We start from the raw sequence: 16,028 nt of genomic DNA, 5'->3' as shown, positions 1-16,028 counted from the left end.
GCGCGGAGGAATCTTGAATAATCAGTGATTGAGAATTACTTGCAGGCGCTAATGAATCCCGTGGAAGTTGGTCTACCCAGTATCCTGACCATCGAAGATGACCCCGTGCTGGGCGCCTATGTCCACGAGCATCTGGGGCGCTGTGGCTTTCAGGTCACGTGGTGCCGGAACGGCCAGCAAGGCCTGCAGATGGCCCGCGAGCACGTCTTCGACGTGGTGTTGATGGATATTCTGCTGTCGGGGCTGGACGGGCTGTCGATCCTCACGCATCTGCGCCAGAGCCATGCGGTCCCGGTGATCCTGGTGTCGGCCCTGGGCGCCGAAGCCGATCGCGTGAACGGCTTTCGCCTGGGTGCGGACGATTACCTGCCCAAGCCGTTCAGCATGATCGAGTTGCGCGTGCGTATTGAAGCCATCCTGCGCCGGGTGGCCCTGGATCGCCGTCCGCCGCTGAGTTTGCCGCCCGTGCGCGACGACGCCCGGAGCCTGCGCTTTGACGATGAACTGTCCGACGTCTTCTACCAGCAGCAGTGGGCCGGGCTGACCCGCAGCGAGTACCGCCTGCTGCAGACCTTGCACAACAACGGCGAGGAAGTGCTGAGCAAAGCCTTCCTTTATCAGCACGTGCTGCAGCGCGGTTATGCGCCCCATGACCGCAGCCTCGATATGCATATCAGCCAGATTCGCCGCAAACTCAAGAGCATCGGCTATAGCGAGCGTGAAGTGCGTACCGTCTGGGGTAAGGGCTATGTGTTGAGCGGTCACGATGACGGCCTTTGAGGGGGGCTTGAAACGTCTGCCGGGCAGGCACTCGTTATTCTGGAAGTTGGCCTGCCTGCTGATTGCTTTCTGCTTGTTGATGATCTGGCTCAGTTGGTCCTGGGGCCGGTACATGGAGCAGCAGAACGCTTATCTGTCCGACACCTCCCGCGAGATTCTCAGCGGTTATGCGGCGGGAGCGGAGTTGGCCTGGAGTACCCAGGGCGCTGACGGTGTGGACGCCTGGTTGCAACTGATGGCTGCGCGTGAGCGCACCTGGATCGGCGTGATCGGCAACGACCTGCAATCCCTCGCCAGCACGCCGTTGACCGACAAGGAAAGCCAGCGCCTGACTTTTCTGCGCGGCCTGGACTGGCCGGTCAGCCGCCACGCCAAAGGCCTGCCATGGTTGAAAATCCCGTTTCCCCTGGACCCCAGTGTCGGCTCGCTGGTGATCGAGTTGCCCCAGCGCTTTATGCCGGGGCGCTACCAACTGTTCTGGCGGGTGGTGACCAATGGCGTGATTCCCGGTCTGTTTACCCTGTTGTTGTGCATCGGCCTGTACCGGCTGCTGATCATGCCGCTCAATCAACTGCGCGAGCAGGCCAACGCCTGGCGTGCCGATCAATTGAACACGCGGCTGTCCCACGATGCCACCAGCCGCCAGGATGAATTGGGCGAGCTGGGGCGGGCGTTTGACCATATGTCCGAGCGGTTGCAGGGCACGGTGGTATTGCAGCAACAGCTGTTGCGGGACATGTCCCATGAACTGCGCACCCCCCTCAGCCGTTTGCGCGTGGCCTGTGACAGCGAGCAGGATCTGGCGCAACTGCGTGAACGGCTGGGGCGGGAGATCGACGTCATGCAGCGTCTGGTCGAGGACAGCCTGCAATTGGCCTGGTTGGACACCGAGCGGACGCCGCTGCCTGTCGAAGACATTCAGGTTCAGGCGTTGTGGGACATGCTCAAGGACAACGCCTGTTTCGAAAGCGATTGGCCAGCCTCGCGGCTGCCATGCCGGCTGGGGCCGGATTGTTGGGTACGCGGCAATCTGAACGCCCTGGCCCAGGCGCTGGAAAATATCCTGCGCAACGCCATACGGCATTCACCTGCGGGCGGTGTCGTCAGCCTCGATGGGCGCCGTGATGGCGCATATTGGCACCTATGGCTGGAGGATCAGGGCGGGGGTATTGATGAACGCGATCTGGAACGGATCTTCGCGCCGTTCATCCGCCTGGACGGCTCACGGCCTGGCGACGGTGGCTTCGGGCTGGGGTTGAGCATCGCGCGCAATGCGGTGCAACGTCAGGACGGCAGCTTGTGGGCGGAGAATACCGGCCAGGGCTTGCGTGTGCATCTGCGTTTGTGCGCAGCCTAGGGCTCAAGCGCGACGCAGTTTGCGTTTATTCCATTGGTGCGCGACCCACCAGCGCCAGTAACCCATGGTCAGGCAATAGGCCAGCGCGCCCAACACCACACCGAGTACCAGCGAGCCGAGCAGGAACGGCTGCCACAGCGTGCTCAACTGACCGCTGATCCACTCCCACGTCAGGTCGTCGGGCAGGCTGCGCGCCGGCACGTTCATCAGCCAGGCGCCGGTCATGTAGGTACACAGGAACACCACTGGCATGGTGATCGGGTTAGTCAGCCACACCAGGCTGATGGCAATCGGCATATTGCCCCGCACCGTGATCGCCAGCACCGCCGCCAAGAGCATCTGCAAGGGGATCGGGATAAACGCCGCGAACAGGCCTACCGCCATGGCGCGGGCTACCGAGTGCCGATTCAGATGCCAGAGGTTCGGGTCATGCAGCAAGGTGCCCAGAAACTGTAATGACTTGTGTTCCCTGATACTGGTGGGGTCGGGCATGTACCGTTTGAATAAGCGCCGGGGCATAAGGGGTCCAGATCAAGTCGAGGGGCAAGTATGCGCGCATTCTATAAACAGAAAATTCAGACTTTGTGACAAAACATCATAGGCTGCGGCCGGGGGCCAGCTAAGACTGAATGGATCACGTCAAAGGAATGATCCATGAGGACAGGGATGTTCGCGCTTGCACTCGGGCTGCTTGCGCTGCGATTTCTACCCGCACTGCCGCCTGCCGGGATGCTGTTGGCCCTGGCAGTGGTGGCGTTGATGTCGCTGCCGTTTCGTACTTATCCGCTGGCGTTTTTCCTGTTCGGCTTGTGTTGGGCATGTGTGAGCGCGCAGTGGGCGCTGGATGACCGCTTGCGTCCGATGCTCGACGGCCAGACGCGTTGGCTGGAGGGGCGTGTGAGCGGGTTGCCGCAGCAGACTGACAGCGGCGTGCGTTTCGAACTGAGCGACAGCCGGTCGCGCAACGCCCGCTTGCCCGCGCGCATTCGGCTGTACTGGCACGGTGGCCCACCGGTACGCAGCGGTGAGCGTTGGCGCCTCGCGGTGACGCTTAAACGTCCGTCGGGCCTGCTCAACTTCCATGGCGTCGACCATGAAGCCTGGCTGCTCGCCCAGCGCATCGGCGCCACCGGCTCGGTAAAGGACGGCGAACGCCTGGCGCCGGCCCGCAATGCTTGGCGCGACGCGGTCCGTCAGCGCTTGATGGCGGTGGACGCCCAAGGGCGCGAGGCGGGGCTGGCGGCCCTGGTGCTGGGAGACGGCTCCGGGCTGACGGCCGACGACTGGCGTGTCTTGCAGGACACCGGCACGGTGCATTTGCTGGTCATTTCCGGCCAGCACATTGGCCTGTTGGCGGGGTTGATCTACGCGCTCGTCGCCGCTCTGGCGCGCTACGGCTGCTGGCCGCGCACCTGGCCGTGGCTGCCGTGGGCATGTGGCCTGGCGTTTACCGCGGCGTTGGGGTACGGCCTGCTGGCGGGGTTCGGCGTGCCGGTGCAGCGCGCCTGTGTAATGGTGGGGCTGGTGTTGCTGTGGCGTTTGCGTTTCCGTCATCTGGGCATCTGGTGGCCGCTGTTGCTGGCGTTCAATGGTGTGCTCGTCCTTGAACCCTTGGCCAGCTTGCAGCCGGGGTTCTGGTTGTCCTTTGCGGCCGTGGCGGTACTGGGGCTGACGTTCGGCGGTCGGTTAGGACGCTGGAGTGCTTGGCAGGCATGGACCCGTCCGCAATGGTTGATAGCCATCGGTCTTTTCCCGGTGTTACTGGTGCTGGGTTTGCCCATCAGCCTCAGTGCGCCGCTGGCCAATCTATTTGCGGTGCCGTGGATCAGCCTGGTGGTGTTGCCCCTGGCCCTGCTCGGGACGGCATTGCTGGCGGTGCCGTTCGTGGGCGCGGGCTTGTTGTGGCTGGCGGGTGGGGCGCTGGACGGCTTGTTCAACGCCCTGGCGCTGCTGGCGGGGCAATTGCCCGCGTGGATACCGGCCGAGGTGCCCATGGGCTATTGGCTGGTTAGCCTGGTCGGTGCAGTGTTGCTGTTGCTGCCCAAGGGTGTGCCGTTTCGGTTGCTCGGCTGGCCGATGCTGTTGTTGGCGGTGTTCCCGCCGCGCGAGCCGGTGCCCCACGGGCAGGTGGACGTACTGCAGCTGGATGTCGGGCAGGGGCTGGCGTTGATCCTGCGCACCCGCCATCACACCTTGCTCTACGATGCCGGCCCGCGCTCCGGGGCGGTCGATCTCGGCGCGCGGGTGGTGTTGCCGTCGCTGAAGAGGCTCGGGGTAGACGCTCTGGACATGATGTTACTGAGCCATGCCGATGCCGATCATGCCGGCGGTGCGGCGGCTGTCGCCCGTGGACTGCCGATCAAACGGGTCGTCGGTGGTGAAACCGAAGGGTTGCCGGCGCTTCTCGACACTCAGCCTTGTATCAGCGGTGAACAATGGGCGTGGGACGGCGTGTCCTTTGAATTGTGGCAATGGCCAGACGCAGTTGATGGCAACCCGAAATCCTGTGTATTGCACGTACAGGCCAATGGCGAGCGCCTGCTGCTCACCGGCGATATCGATCGCGCCGCAGAGCAGGCGTTTCTGGCCTCGGCCCTGGCGGTGCCGACCGATTGGCTGCAAGCCCCTCACCATGGTAGCCGCAGTTCGTCATCCTGGCCGTTTCTGCAGCGGCTGGCGCCGAAGTCGGTGCTGATTTCCCGAGGGCGCGGCAATGCGTTCGGTCATCCTCATCCACAGGTGGTGGAGCGCTATCAAGCGTTGGGAGCGCAGGTGTATGACAGCGCCGAACAGGGCGCGGTACGTTTGCGATTGGGCGCCTTCGCGCCACCGATTGTTGCGCGCAGTCAACGCCGCTTCTGGCGAGAAGCGCTACCGTAACCGCACGTTACCAATGGCCGAAGCCTGTGATCGGCGGGTCGTGGGTCGACGAGCCCCGCTGCCTGACCTATATGGTAAAGTGGCGCACTTTTTCGAGGGGACATTCACTGTGTGGGAATTGGTCAAATCCGGCGGCTGGATGATGTTGCCGATCATCTTGAGCTCCATCGCCGCACTCGGCATCGTTGCCGAACGCCTGTGGACCTTGCGCGCCAGCCGTGTCACACCCGAGCATCTGCTGGGGCAGGTCTGGGGCTGGATCAAGAACAAGCAGCTCGACAAGCAGAAACTCAAGGAACTGCGTGCCAATTCACCCCTGGGTGAAATCCTCGCGGCCGGGCTGGCCAACTCCAAGCATGGTCGCGAGATCATGAAAGAGTGCATCGAAGAGGCCGCCGCGCGGGTCATCCATGAGCTGGAGCGTTATATCAACGCCCTCGGCACCATCGCCGCCATGGCACCGTTGCTCGGCCTGCTGGGCACGGTACTGGGCATGATCGATATTTTCAGCTCGTTCATGGGCTCGGGCATGAGCACCAACGCCGCGGTGCTGGCCGGTGGTATCTCCAAGGCCCTGATCACCACGGCAGCGGGCCTGATGGTCGGTATTCCCTCGGTGTTCTTCCACCGTTTCCTGCAACGCCGGATCGATGAGTTGGTGGTCGGCATGGAGCAGGAAGCCATCAAACTGGTGGAAGTGGTGCAGGGCGACCGTGACGTGGACTTGGTCGGGGACAAAGCGTGAAATTTCGCCGCAAGCAACGGGAAAATGTTGATATCAACCTCGCGTCGCTGATCGACGTGGTGTTTATCCTGCTGCTGTTTTTTGTCGTGACCACCACCTTTACGCGGCAGACCCAGCTGCGGGTCGATTTGCCGGAAGCGGTCAGCGGCTCGCCGGCCGAGGACCAGGAAGTCAAGCAACTGGATATCGCCATCAGTGCCGACGGCGTGTTTTCGGTGAATAACCAGTTGCTCGAGAAGAACGACCTCAACAGCCTGATGGAAGCCCTGCAGAAAGAGTCCGGTGGCGATACCAAGATGCCGCTGTCGATCAGTGCTGATGGCAAGACCCAGCACCAGGCTGTCATTACCGCGATGGACGCTGCCGGCAAGCTGGGGTTCAGCCACTTGCGCATGAGCACCGTCGAGGCGGTGAGCCAACCCTGATGGCCATGTCCGATCGCTTGCTCAAGGCCTGGTACGAAGGCCATCCGGCGCTGACGTTGCTGCGGCCGCTGGAGTCGCTGTATCGCGCGGTGGTGCAGCGCAAGCGCGCGCGCTTCCTGGCGGGCGAGGGCGAGATCTACCAATCGCCGGTGCCGGTGGTGGTGGTCGGCAATATCACCGTGGGCGGGACTGGCAAGACGCCGTTGATCCTGTGGGTGATCGAGCATTGTCAGCGCAGAGGTTTGCGTGTGGGCGTGGTCAGTCGCGGGTATGGCGCGAAGCCACCGCAGTTGCCGTGGCGGGTCGAGGCCGGCCACGCTGCTGAAGTGGCTGGCGATGAACCCTTGCTGATCGTGCAGCGCTGCGGCGTCCCCTTGATGATCGACCCCGATCGCAGCCGCGCAGTGAAGACGCTGCTGGCCAGCGAAACCCTGGACCTGATCCTCTCCGACGACGGCCTGCAGCATTACCGCCTGGCTCGCGACCTTGAGCTGGTGCTGATCGACGCCGCCCGGGGCCTGGGCAATCGCCGCTGCCTGCCTGCCGGGCCGTTGCGCGAACCGGCGGAGCGCCTGAAGAGCGTGGATGCGCTGCTCTATAATGGCGCCGCGGCCGATCGCGAAGATGGTTTCGCCTTTCGTCTGCTGCCCACGGCGTTGGTCAACTTGCAAACCGGCGAACGCCAGCCGGTCGATTACTTCCCGGCGGGCCAGCAGGTGCATGCGGTCGCCGGTATCGGCAACCCGCAACGTTTCTTCAACACCCTTGAAACGCTACACTGGCAACCGATACCCCATGCTTTTGCTGACCATGCGTCCTACAGCGCGGAAGTCTTGAATTTCACGCCATCATTGCCGCTGGTCATGACCGAGAAGGACGCGGTGAAGTGCCGCGCCTTTGCCCAGTCCGACTGGTGGTACCTTGCGGTGGATGCGGTGCCGTCGCCAGCGTTTGTCGCCTGGTTCGACATGCAACTGATGCGTCTGTTGCCCGCCCGTCTCTTGCCTTAAACGCTTCATTCCAGGAAACACTCATGGACACCAAACTGCTCGACATCCTCGCTTGCCCGATCTGCAAAGGCCCACTCAAGCTCAGCGCGGACAAGACCGAACTGATCAGCAAAGGCGCCGGCCTGGCTTACCCGATCCGTGATGGCATCCCGGTGATGCTGGAAAGCGAAGCCCGCACGCTGACCACCGACGAGCGCCTGGATAAATGACTACAGCCTTTACCGTTGTCATTCCATCGCGCTACGCCTCGACCCGCTTGCCGGGTAAACCGCTGCAACTGATCGGCAACAAGCCGATGATTCAGCTGGTGTGGGAACAGGCCTGCAAAAGCAGCGCCGAACGCGTGGTGGTGGCCACCGATGATCCGCGCATTATCGATGCGTGCAAAACCTTCGGTGCCGAAGCGGTACTGACCCGCGAAGACCATAATTCCGGCACCGACCGCCTGGCCGAAGTGGCCACACAACTTGGCCTGGCGCCTGATGCCATCGTGGTCAATGTGCAAGGTGACGAGCCGTTGATCCCGCCGCGCGTGATCGACCAGGTGGCCGCGAACCTGGCGGCCCATGGCGAAGCGCGCATGGCGACCCTGGCCGAGCCCATCGAAGACATTGAAACGCTGTTCAACCCGAACGTGGTCAAAGTGGTCAGCGACATCAACGGCCTGGCGCTGACATTCAGCCGCTCGACGTTGCCCTGGGCGCGGGATGCTTTTGCCAGGCATCCTGACCGGTTGCCAGAAGGCGTGCCGTACCGCCGTCACATCGGTATCTATGCCTACCGTGCCGGTTTCCTGCATGACTTCGTCAGTTGGGGCCCGTGCTGGCTGGAAAACACCGAATCCCTGGAACAACTGCGTGCCCTGTGGCACGGCGTGCGTATCCATGTCGGCGATGCTCTGGAAGCACCGCCTGCGGGTGTTGACACCCACGAAGACCTCGAGCGCGTCCGCCGCCTGCTGGGGGCCTGATGGAGGTTCTGTTTGTCTGCCTGGGCAACATCTGCCGCTCGCCCACCGCTGAAGGCGTATTGCGCCATAAATTGCGCGAAGCGGGTTTGGCTGGCCAGGTCGACGTAGCGTCCGCCGGCACGGGGGAATGGCATATCGGCAACCCACCGGACTCACGCAGCCAACAGGCAGCGCGGCAGCGCGGTTACGATCTGTCGGCCCAGCGTGCGCAGCAGGTCTCCCGCGCCGACTTTGCGCGTTACGACCTGATCCTGGCCATGGACCACAGCAACCTGCGTAACCTCAAAGCGATGCAGCCGGGGCAGGGCAAGGCCGAGCTCGACCTGTTCCTGCGCCGCTACGACTCTGAAGTGGACGAGGTGCCAGACCCTTACTACGAAGGCGAACAAGGCTTTGAGCGGGTCCTGGACCTGATTGAACGAGCCTGTGATTTATTGGTGATCGAATTGAAGGGGCGGTTATGACCTTGCAAGTGCTTGCGCAGGTATCGCTCAAGCCATTCAACAGCTTCGGCATCGACGTGCGTGCCCAGCTCTTCGCCGAGGCCCACAGCGACGCGGATGTTCGCGAGGCCCTGGCCTATGCCGCCGCCCAGGCAGTACCGCTGCTGGTGATCGGTGGTGGCAGCAACCTGCTGCTGACCCGGGATATTCCGGCCTTGGTATTGCGCATGGCGACCCAGGGTATTCGGGTGCTACAGGATGACGGCCAGCATGTGGTGGTCGAGGCCGAAGCGGGCGAAGCCTGGCACCCGTTCGTACTGTGGACCCTGGAACATGGCTTCTGCGGCCTCGAAAACCTCAGCCTGATCCCCGGCACCGTGGGCGCCGCACCGATGCAAAACATCGGCGCCTACGGTGTGGAGATCAAGGATGTGTTCGCCGGCTTGACGGCCCTGGATCGCCAGACCGGCGAGTTACGTGATTTCAGCCTGGAAGAATGCAACTTCGCCTACCGGGACAGCCTGTTCAAACACGAAACCGGACGGTGGCTGATCCTGCGGGTGCGGTTTGCCCTGAGCCGCGTCAGCCACCTCAAGCTCGACTACGGCCCCGTGCAACAGCGCCTGGCCGGGCAGGGGATTACCGACGCCACCCCGAGCGATGTCAGCCGGGCGATCTGCGGCATCCGTCGGGAAAAACTGCCGGACCCCGCAGAACTGGGCAATGCCGGCAGCTTCTTCAAAAACCCATTGGTGTCCCAGGCGCTGGCCGCCGAGCTGCAGGGCTTGTATCCGGACTTGGTGGCCTATCCCCAGGCCGACGGGCAGATGAAACTCGCTGCCGGCTGGTTGATCGACAAGGCCGGTTGGAAGGGCTTTCGTGATGGAGATGCCGGCGTGCATAAGATGCAGGCATTGGTGCTGGTCAACTACGGCGGCGCCACCGGGCATGACATTGCCAACCTGGCGCTACGTATCCAGCAGGATATTGCCCAGCGTTTCAAGGTCGATCTGGAGATGGAGCCCAACCAGTACTGAGCCCTGAACAAAGCGCCCTGAAACAAAAATGCCCCGTATCTTGCGATACGGGGCATTTTTTGTACTGCTGGCAATCAGTCGTCGCGGCTCATGATGCCGAAGATCTGCAACAGGCTGATGAACAGGTTGTAGATCGACACATACAGGCTGATGGTCGCCATGATGTAGTTGCGCTCACCGCCGTGGATGATGGCGCTGGTCTGGAACAGGATGCACACGGAGGAGAACAGCACAAAACCTGCGCTGATCGCCAACTGCAGACCGCTGATCTGGAAGAACATGCCAGCGACCACTGCCCCCAGCAACACGAAGAAGCCGGCGGTGATGAAGCCACCCAGGAAACTCATGTCCTTGCGGGTGATCAGCACATACGCCGACAAACCACCAAACACCAGGGCTGTCATGGCAAACGCCGAGCTGACCACTTCCGCGCCGCCGGCCATGCCGAGGTAACGGTTAAGGATCGGGCCGAGGATAAAGCCCATGAAACCGGTCAAGGCAAACGCCGACACCAGTCCCCAGGCCGAGTCACGCAGCTTGTTGGTCAGGAAGAACAGACCGTAGAAGCCGATCAACACGACAAAGACATTCGGGTAGCCGACGTGCATCTGCTGCGCCATGAACGCCATTACGCCGCTGAATGCGAGGGTAAGGGCGAGCAAGCCATAGGTGTTGCGCAAGACGCGGCTGACTTCAAGCTGCTCAGCCTGCGCGTTACCATTCACTGCGTAATTCTGTTCGCGCATGGCGACACTCCTTCGGTTTTGAAACGTTCAGTCGCAAAGATCATAACAGACGCTCTGTAACAAGCGATGGCGAGAGTTTGACAGTGTGTTTCATTCGGGTATTATGGCGCCCGCTGAGACAGGATGGGCTGCTATAATCCTGTGATGCAAAAGGGAAATTGGCAGAGTGGTTGAATGCACCGGTCTTGAAAACCGGCGAACGTTAATAGCGTTCCCAGGGTTCGAATCCCTGGTTTCCCGCCAAGATTTACACGAAAGCCCCGCTGATGCGGGGCTTTTGCGTTTCTGGGGTTTGGACACTTCCGATCTTAATTTGCTCGGCGTTCCAGAACTATTATGGAAGCGTTCCATAACTTTTCTATTTTGACGGCTTCGCGGTGGCGCCGAGTCTCCTATAAACGCGCTTTGTGATTTCCTGATTGCTATGCCCCAATAGCAGGCTCGCATCGCCGATATCCACAATTTCAGACGCCGCCTTGGGTCGGATATCTCGGAATTGAAACCCGCCGATCTTTGCAGCGAGCATCGGATCTCCTTGTTCGATAGCTTTCTCGCAAGCCATCTCTCAGCAGGTGAGATCGTAGAAAAATGGCGCTTCCGCTAGCGCCCGCTACGATCTTGTTGTGGCAATAAGCCATATAGGGGAGGAAGTGGGCATGAAACGGTTTATGATTTTTTCAGTGATAGCAGTGCTGGCAGGATGCTCAGGGAAAATTGTCACGTATGAGCAATCTGACTGCAAGAATGGTTGTGAGGGGGTTCCTTTTTTTCGGCTAGTTCAGGTAAAGGAGCATTACATTCAGGACAAAATCCTGAATAAAGAAGGTGAGATGCTACGTTACGCCGGCGGCGACGAAAACACTGGCTGCTTTGCGGTCCAAGTCACTGAAACGAAGCTAATCCCGGCGGCCCAGGAAAGCTATATCCGTTACGAGGCTGGATGGCTCGAAACCTCTAAATTCTCGGTAGACCTAAACGATAACGGTAGCTTGGCAAAGGTGGGCGCCGATTCGACACCCGGACTGAAGATGGCAGTGGACGCGGTGTCCACATTAGCAACCGCCTATGGGACGGTGAAGTCCACCGATAAGTCTAAATCAAAAATTCAACTACCTTACTGCAACGCTGGCAGAGTTCCCGTGACCGGAGCCTAGTTGAACCAGTTAGGCCCAGCTCATCGCTGGGCTTTTTGCATCTGTACTTGGTTGTAGCGTACTGTGTTTTCCCCTCTTTAGTATGCGGCGTGTTACCTATGTCTGATGAAGTTCGGCTTGTCGTCATCATCAATACCCAGCCAGGTCGAGGCTCGGACCAGCTCGCGGCTTTTGAAAAACTCGCTCCTTTGGTCAGGGCTGAGCAAGGGTGCATTCAATATGATATCCACCCTGTAGTCGGAAACAGCGATAGCTTTGTATTGATCGAGAAGTGGGCATCAAAAGAAGCGCTTGATGCCCATGATCTCGCTCCGCATATGCTTGAGGCAGCCAAGTACAACCCGACGTTCCGTGCGGGGCCGGCTACAGTGCTGTTTTTGGAATCGGCGGTGCTTTCATCGCACTGAAGAAGGGCTGAACTCACAACAGAAGAGCCCAGCCCCACGCAGGGCTCTTTGCATCTGGCTTTCCCAGTGCTATTTTTCCGAATTAACCCCCACACGGAGAGTGCAATGACCCGATACTTCAAAAGTCTAGACAATGGCAAGGTTGAAGAAGTCGATGCGTTTCAGGTTCTGGCAATATTGTTCCTAGGCCCACTCTATCTTTGCTTCGCCGGCCTTTGGCGCCATTTATTAATCTGGGGTATTGCTATAGGGTTGGGGCTGTTTGCAGGCCCGCCATGGGCAGCTATACCTATTGCTGGACTGCCAATCATCTACTGTTTTTTGATACGTAGAATTGTGGCAGATGAGTATTTGAAGAAGGGCTGGGTAGAGGTGGCTGATCCAAAGCTTGCACTCGATAAAGAAGTTCCAGACGCTTAGTCTCTTGCAGATTAGTTGCTTTGAGCCCAGCCTCGCGCTGGGCTTTTTGCTTTCTGCGGTCAGGTGCTACAGTCCCGCCAAACCAAAGAGGGAACGACATGCGAAGTGTTGTAGCGGGACTGGTGGTTATTCTGCTGGCTGGGTGTTCGTGATCGGTGCGCTTCTGATCGTGACCGGTGTACTGGTACTAACGTTAATCGAGAGCAAAAAAGCGAGAGCAGAGGTCGCAGCGACCCTCGGTTCGAGCGTGGTTCGTCAGAACGCCCTAAGCCAGGAGCACCGCGCCGAAATTGAGGAAATCAATAAACAGAATCTGCTCAAAATGGCTGCGGTATCCAAGGATCATCATTACGAGATGGAGAATCTATGGATCATTCTTTCCATCGCTGAGCAGGATCTCGACGCGGCTCTGAAGGTCGCCTCTAAGGCTACACAGTAAGACATACAAATGCAGAGCCAGATCGACCATACCAATGCGTTGATGGCTTCTCGTGCCTGACCACCCCTCTTTTTTATCTATACGGTTGTTGAAAACCGAGATTGCGAAGAAAGAGAGCGTACGTCTAAAACCTCCCCACCCACAGCCTCTGCTATCATTGTGGCGCGAATCGCTCCTGAATCAGGAAGGCTCAAGTTTCTTAAATTTTCAGCGAACTGATTGGAAATTTCTACTACGCCGGATTTATAAATTGTGGCAACAAGCTGGTTATTCTTTACAACAGTTTGAACTGCATTCTCGGGTGAGTTATCAGCAACAAGGCGACCTTCGCCTCGTCCTACCGCTTCCGCTTTACGAAGATCTTCAGCCACATTCTCTAAGGTATGAGCGAAATTAGCAGGCAGTTTCACTTGCGGCAGATTCAGGTCTGCAATGCTGCGCGACATGTTTGTCGTTAAACGTATGCCTTTGGAAATATCCATAAAATAAATCTCCTTCTGTTTAAACAAGGTCTACCGCTGGCAAGTTACGCCAAAGCCAAACTGTGTAATGAGGACTCGATATACGAAGCTTCAGTAGCCGACAAAACGTTGTAGCCGCTGTCACCGGTAATAGTAGCCATACTTATCTCCATAAGGAATATGAATGCCCGGTTGTAAGCGCTGTTCGAAATAAGAGCCTATACGCATACAAATCCTAGCATATGGCTGACATCATCGTGAAGCTCTTCCTCCGCACCTCACGTTGAAATTTGATGAGGAGAAAATTTGCAAGTTCTGCTGGCTGTACAAGATCTATTTTTTCAAACGGAGGATCTGTTAACACCCTTTAAAATCAATTAGGAAACTCTGAAGAAGACTTCCAGATTTGGCAAAAATACCCAACTGCCACCCGTCGAGTTTTCCGATGAAGCAGACGACCTTCGCGGATGCGCGAGTACGCCGGCAAACGTAAGCAGACCCGCCGCGAGCGCTTCCTGATTGAGATGGATCGGGTTATGCCCTGGAAGGGTTTGATTGCCTTGATCGAGCCGCATTATCCAAGGGTGACGGTGGTCGTCCGGCCTATCCGTTGCTGGCCATGTTGCGGGGTCATCTGATGCAGAGCTGACTCGGCTACAGCAATGCAATGATGGAAGGGCACTGTACGAGACTACTATTCTGCGCCAGTTTTCGCAGGCGAAGGTGTTCACCTACTAATTAAGAGGACATCAGGCCTTGGCTTTGCAGGGCTGGGTAGATGACTTGGCCGGACGCATACCATCAATCGTCATGCTTGCGGCTCCAGGGGAGGGAGAAGCCAGAAGCGCAGCACAAGCAAGGGCGCGCGATCAGCCTTCGAGTCCCGCAATCCTCGCGTGACCCGAAGGGTGTTAAGCGCGCTTAGATGCGAATGATCTGGGTGATGTGCGGCTTACCTTTGAGGGGGGCGTAGATTTCTACGATTGCTGCCCAGATTGCTGGCGAACCAGGCTGCTGTGCTTTTGCGTGATAGCGATAGTTTGTGCCGGCGACGACCTGGGTTGCAACCGTCTCAGGGGTGTATTGCACCCCCACAAAGCCTTCCAAGGCTTCTTTGAATACAGCATGGTCCTTTGGAGTCAGTTCGTGGTAAGCAGTCCATCCGCCAACACCAACGTAGTTTTCTTGAGCTGACATACTATAAATCTCCATATTTAAGTTCCTACTCGTTTGGCTTTTCGGAGTTCGCCCCGTCTATTGAATGGTTTCCGGAATCCATTTCCTGAGGGTGCTCCTGGGCAACGACTGTTGGTCGCAAAACAGATTCCTGGGAAGGCACCAATGCTTAACGCTTTGGTCGGGCAGGGTCAGCCATAGGCGCGCGTGCATGCCTGAGCATTTGGCTATGGAGGATGGGGTGGCGGTCACCCGCTTCAGATCCTCTTCCCTGATAGAAACAATTCACCAATGAGTGATGATTGCCAGACGTCCACGTCTTGTCCAAGGTGGCTCTGCGCATGAGGCATGCCGCTTGATGGCTTTAAGCTATCAAATACAAGGGGAATGTATGTACGTGTTTGGCAGTGCTGGGTGTAAGGCATCGACGATTGGTGAAATCGAAAGCAGCACCTGATTCCGCAGTTTTTTAACCTGGAGGGGGCCTAATCGGCGGTTATCGTTGGGCGCCACGCTCCGTTAACGGATGCAGCGAGTGGGATGGGTATTACGGAACTAAAACCTTCAATACCGTCTACATTTCAGGGAGCATTCCCTTCCGGAGAAGACCGTCATGTTTAGATCACGCACGCTTGTAGCTGCTATCTGCCTTACTTTGGCCGTTGGCTCGGTGGCTGCACTCGCAGACCCTGGCAATGGGAAAGGTCAAGGCAATGGAAAAGGCAACTCACAAGGTGGTCAAGGTCATGGCAACCAGGGTAATAAGGGGAAAGGTTCCAGCGGAGACGACTGGTCTCGCGGGCCAAGCATTGACCGGAGCAGCGTATTGGGAGTGCTCGGCGGCTACCGTGACTACTGGAGCCCAGGCCCTTCACTGCCACCCGGAATACAAAAGAACCTCGCCAGAGGGAAGCCTCTTCCTCCAGGCATCGCCAAGAAGCTTGATGGTCGATTGCTGGGCAGACTTCCACATTACGACGGCTACGAATGGCAGCAGGCAGGCACGGACTTGATACTGGTCGCAATTGCTTCCGGCATAATCTACGAAGTCCTCAACGGCGCCTTCGATTAAGGCGATAACGCTTCGACGATCTATGCCAAACGCCCGCCGCCACGCGGGCGTTATTGTATCCGCGCTAAACGCGACCATGAGCAATCGCAAGGTCGGCTGCCTCAGGGGCTGATCGTAGGCTTGCTTCACGGCTACGCCAATGCACAAACACACCAAATCCATGACAGCCAAACAATCCGGCGGGTGCAATCGAACGTGCCTATCGGGAAAGATCAAGGCACATCACAACCATTCCGATTTCGGCCATGTCGGTACTGAAAAGGGATTTCGCCCAGCGCCCTGAACAATTTAGGGCCAAAGGAAAAATGCCCAGAAGAGTTGGGTGTCAGCCTGCGCCAAAAAAGCAAAGCCCCGGAGGTTCGCGGCTCCAGGGCTTCTATTTTCGCCTCCATCCCTAAACGGCTGGCGAACGTGGTCGCAGATTATCAGCGGTCCCCGGATGTTTCACTACGACTATTGGCGATAGTGTTCGATCGGCAGCACGCGGGGGAGGGCGGAATGATTTC

The 16,028-nt window shown here is 58.6% G+C and carries 19 protein-coding genes, 1 tRNA gene and 2 pseudogenes; 17 read left to right on the top strand and 5 right to left on the bottom strand.

The window, feature by feature from the left end; genetic code table 11:
• Nucleotides 1-51: 51 nt before the first annotated feature.
• Nucleotides 52-780 (top strand): response regulator transcription factor, encoded by a 729-nt coding sequence (locus NR164_RS12395; RefSeq protein WP_256822799.1) that lies wholly within the window; start codon nt 52-54, stop codon nt 778-780.
• The gene (locus NR164_RS12390; RefSeq protein WP_046382922.1) at nt 767-2,137 is read left to right on the top strand and encodes a sensor histidine kinase; all 1,371 of its coding nucleotides are present in this window, start codon (nt 767-769) and stop codon (nt 2,135-2,137) included. Before NR164_RS12395 ends, NR164_RS12390 begins: the two co-directional genes overlap by 14 nt.
• A 3-nt stretch (nt 2,138-2,140) precedes the next feature.
• Here NR164_RS12390 and NR164_RS12385 read toward each other — a convergent pair whose 3' ends face one another.
• The gene (locus tag NR164_RS12385) at nt 2,141-2,656 is read right to left on the bottom strand and encodes a DUF2062 domain-containing protein (protein WP_017848016.1); all 516 of its coding nucleotides are present in this window, start codon (nt 2,654-2,656) and stop codon (nt 2,141-2,143) included.
• 147 nt (nt 2,657-2,803) lie between these two features.
• Here NR164_RS12385 and NR164_RS12380 point away from each other — a divergent pair, with 147 nt between their 5' ends.
• The 8 genes from NR164_RS12380 (at nt 2,804) to murB (ending at nt 9,647) form a co-directional block, all read left to right on the top strand.
• Complete coding sequence (locus NR164_RS12380) at nt 2,804-5,017, top strand: DNA internalization-related competence protein ComEC/Rec2 (RefSeq protein ID WP_256822798.1); 2,214 nt, start codon at nt 2,804-2,806, stop codon at nt 5,015-5,017.
• 109 nt (nt 5,018-5,126) lie between these two features.
• Nucleotides 5,127-5,762 carry a MotA/TolQ/ExbB proton channel family protein gene (locus NR164_RS12375; RefSeq protein ID WP_046382924.1) on the top strand — a complete coding sequence of 212 codons (636 nt, stop codon included), beginning with the start codon at nt 5,127-5,129 and terminating at the stop codon, nt 5,760-5,762.
• The gene (locus NR164_RS12370; RefSeq protein WP_046382925.1) at nt 5,759-6,187 is read left to right on the top strand and encodes a biopolymer transporter ExbD; all 429 of its coding nucleotides are present in this window, start codon (nt 5,759-5,761) and stop codon (nt 6,185-6,187) included. The genes NR164_RS12375 and NR164_RS12370 overlap by 4 nt, the downstream gene beginning before the upstream one ends.
• Entirely contained in the window at nt 6,187-7,197 is a 1,011-nt protein-coding gene (lpxK, locus tag NR164_RS12365; protein WP_256822797.1) for a tetraacyldisaccharide 4'-kinase, read from the top strand. The genes NR164_RS12370 and lpxK overlap by 1 nt, the downstream gene beginning before the upstream one ends.
• Before the next feature lie 23 nt (nt 7,198-7,220).
• Entirely contained in the window at nt 7,221-7,406 is a 186-nt protein-coding gene (locus NR164_RS12360) for a Trm112 family protein (RefSeq protein ID WP_003174668.1), read from the top strand.
• The gene (gene kdsB, locus NR164_RS12355; protein ID WP_017848011.1) at nt 7,403-8,167 is read left to right on the top strand and encodes a 3-deoxy-manno-octulosonate cytidylyltransferase; all 765 of its coding nucleotides are present in this window, start codon (nt 7,403-7,405) and stop codon (nt 8,165-8,167) included. The genes NR164_RS12360 and kdsB overlap by 4 nt, the downstream gene beginning before the upstream one ends.
• On the top strand, nt 8,167-8,631 hold the full coding sequence (locus NR164_RS12350) for a low molecular weight protein-tyrosine-phosphatase (RefSeq protein WP_017848010.1): 465 nt from the start codon (nt 8,167-8,169) through the stop codon (nt 8,629-8,631). Before kdsB ends, NR164_RS12350 begins: the two co-directional genes overlap by 1 nt.
• Nucleotides 8,628-9,647, top strand: coding sequence for a UDP-N-acetylmuramate dehydrogenase (murB, locus tag NR164_RS12345; RefSeq protein ID WP_017848009.1), 1,020 nt, complete (start codon nt 8,628-8,630; stop codon nt 9,645-9,647). The genes NR164_RS12350 and murB overlap by 4 nt, the downstream gene beginning before the upstream one ends.
• Before the next feature lie 74 nt (nt 9,648-9,721).
• Here the strand turns inward: murB and NR164_RS12340 are convergent, their stop codons facing one another.
• Entirely contained in the window at nt 9,722-10,393 is a 672-nt protein-coding gene (locus tag NR164_RS12340; RefSeq protein ID WP_057004407.1) for a Bax inhibitor-1/YccA family protein, read from the bottom strand.
• Nucleotides 10,394-10,545: 152 nt separating this feature from the next.
• Between NR164_RS12340 and NR164_RS12335 the strand changes: the two genes are divergently transcribed.
• A tRNA-Ser gene (locus tag NR164_RS12335) sits at nt 10,546-10,636 on the top strand.
• Nucleotides 10,637-10,751: 115 nt separating this feature from the next.
• Here NR164_RS12335 and NR164_RS12330 read toward each other — a convergent pair.
• A pseudogene (locus NR164_RS12330) lies at nt 10,752-10,946 on the bottom strand (integrase); the annotation flags it as partial.
• 103 nt (nt 10,947-11,049) lie between these two features.
• On the opposite strand from NR164_RS12330, the gene NR164_RS12325 reads away from it, so the two are divergent.
• The 4 genes from NR164_RS12325 to NR164_RS12310 all read left to right on the top strand — a co-directional run bounded on the left by NR164_RS12325 (nt 11,050) and on the right by NR164_RS12310 (nt 12,813).
• Nucleotides 11,050-11,547 (top strand): hypothetical protein, encoded by a 498-nt coding sequence (locus tag NR164_RS12325; RefSeq protein WP_046485310.1) that lies wholly within the window; start codon nt 11,050-11,052, stop codon nt 11,545-11,547.
• 98 nt (nt 11,548-11,645) lie between these two features.
• Nucleotides 11,646-11,954: a putative quinol monooxygenase gene (locus NR164_RS12320; RefSeq protein ID WP_256822796.1), complete on the top strand. Its 309-nt coding sequence runs from the start codon at nt 11,646-11,648 to the stop codon at nt 11,952-11,954.
• 105 nt (nt 11,955-12,059) lie between these two features.
• Nucleotides 12,060-12,374, top strand: coding sequence for a hypothetical protein (locus NR164_RS12315; RefSeq protein WP_256822795.1), 315 nt, complete (start codon nt 12,060-12,062; stop codon nt 12,372-12,374).
• Between the two features lie 148 nt (nt 12,375-12,522).
• A complete protein-coding gene (locus NR164_RS12310; RefSeq protein WP_152032032.1) occupies nt 12,523-12,813 on the top strand; it encodes a hypothetical protein in 291 nt (96 codons plus the stop codon).
• Nucleotides 12,814-12,890: 77 nt separating this feature from the next.
• Here NR164_RS12310 and NR164_RS12305 read toward each other — a convergent pair whose 3' ends face one another.
• Complete coding sequence (locus NR164_RS12305; protein ID WP_152032031.1) at nt 12,891-13,295, bottom strand: hypothetical protein; 405 nt, start codon at nt 13,293-13,295, stop codon at nt 12,891-12,893.
• A gap of 424 nt (nt 13,296-13,719) precedes the next feature.
• Between NR164_RS12305 and NR164_RS12300 the strand changes: the two are divergent.
• A pseudogene (locus tag NR164_RS12300) lies at nt 13,720-13,988 on the top strand (IS5/IS1182 family transposase); the annotation flags it as partial.
• A gap of 207 nt (nt 13,989-14,195) precedes the next feature.
• Here the strand turns inward: NR164_RS12300 and NR164_RS12295 are convergent.
• Entirely contained in the window at nt 14,196-14,486 is a 291-nt protein-coding gene (locus NR164_RS12295; protein WP_227778673.1) for a hypothetical protein, read from the bottom strand.
• A gap of 577 nt (nt 14,487-15,063) precedes the next feature.
• Here NR164_RS12295 and NR164_RS12290 point away from each other — a divergent pair.
• A complete protein-coding gene (locus tag NR164_RS12290) occupies nt 15,064-15,522 on the top strand; it encodes an anti-virulence regulator CigR family protein (RefSeq protein ID WP_232565764.1) in 459 nt (152 codons plus the stop codon).
• Nucleotides 15,523-16,028 lie beyond the last annotated feature (506 nt).

Source organism: Pseudomonas sp. Pse79, from assembly GCF_024519615.1.
Classification (GTDB): Bacteria; Pseudomonadota; Gammaproteobacteria; order Pseudomonadales; family Pseudomonadaceae; genus Aquipseudomonas; species Aquipseudomonas veronii.
This window is presented reverse-complemented; position numbering and strand designations above follow the sequence as displayed.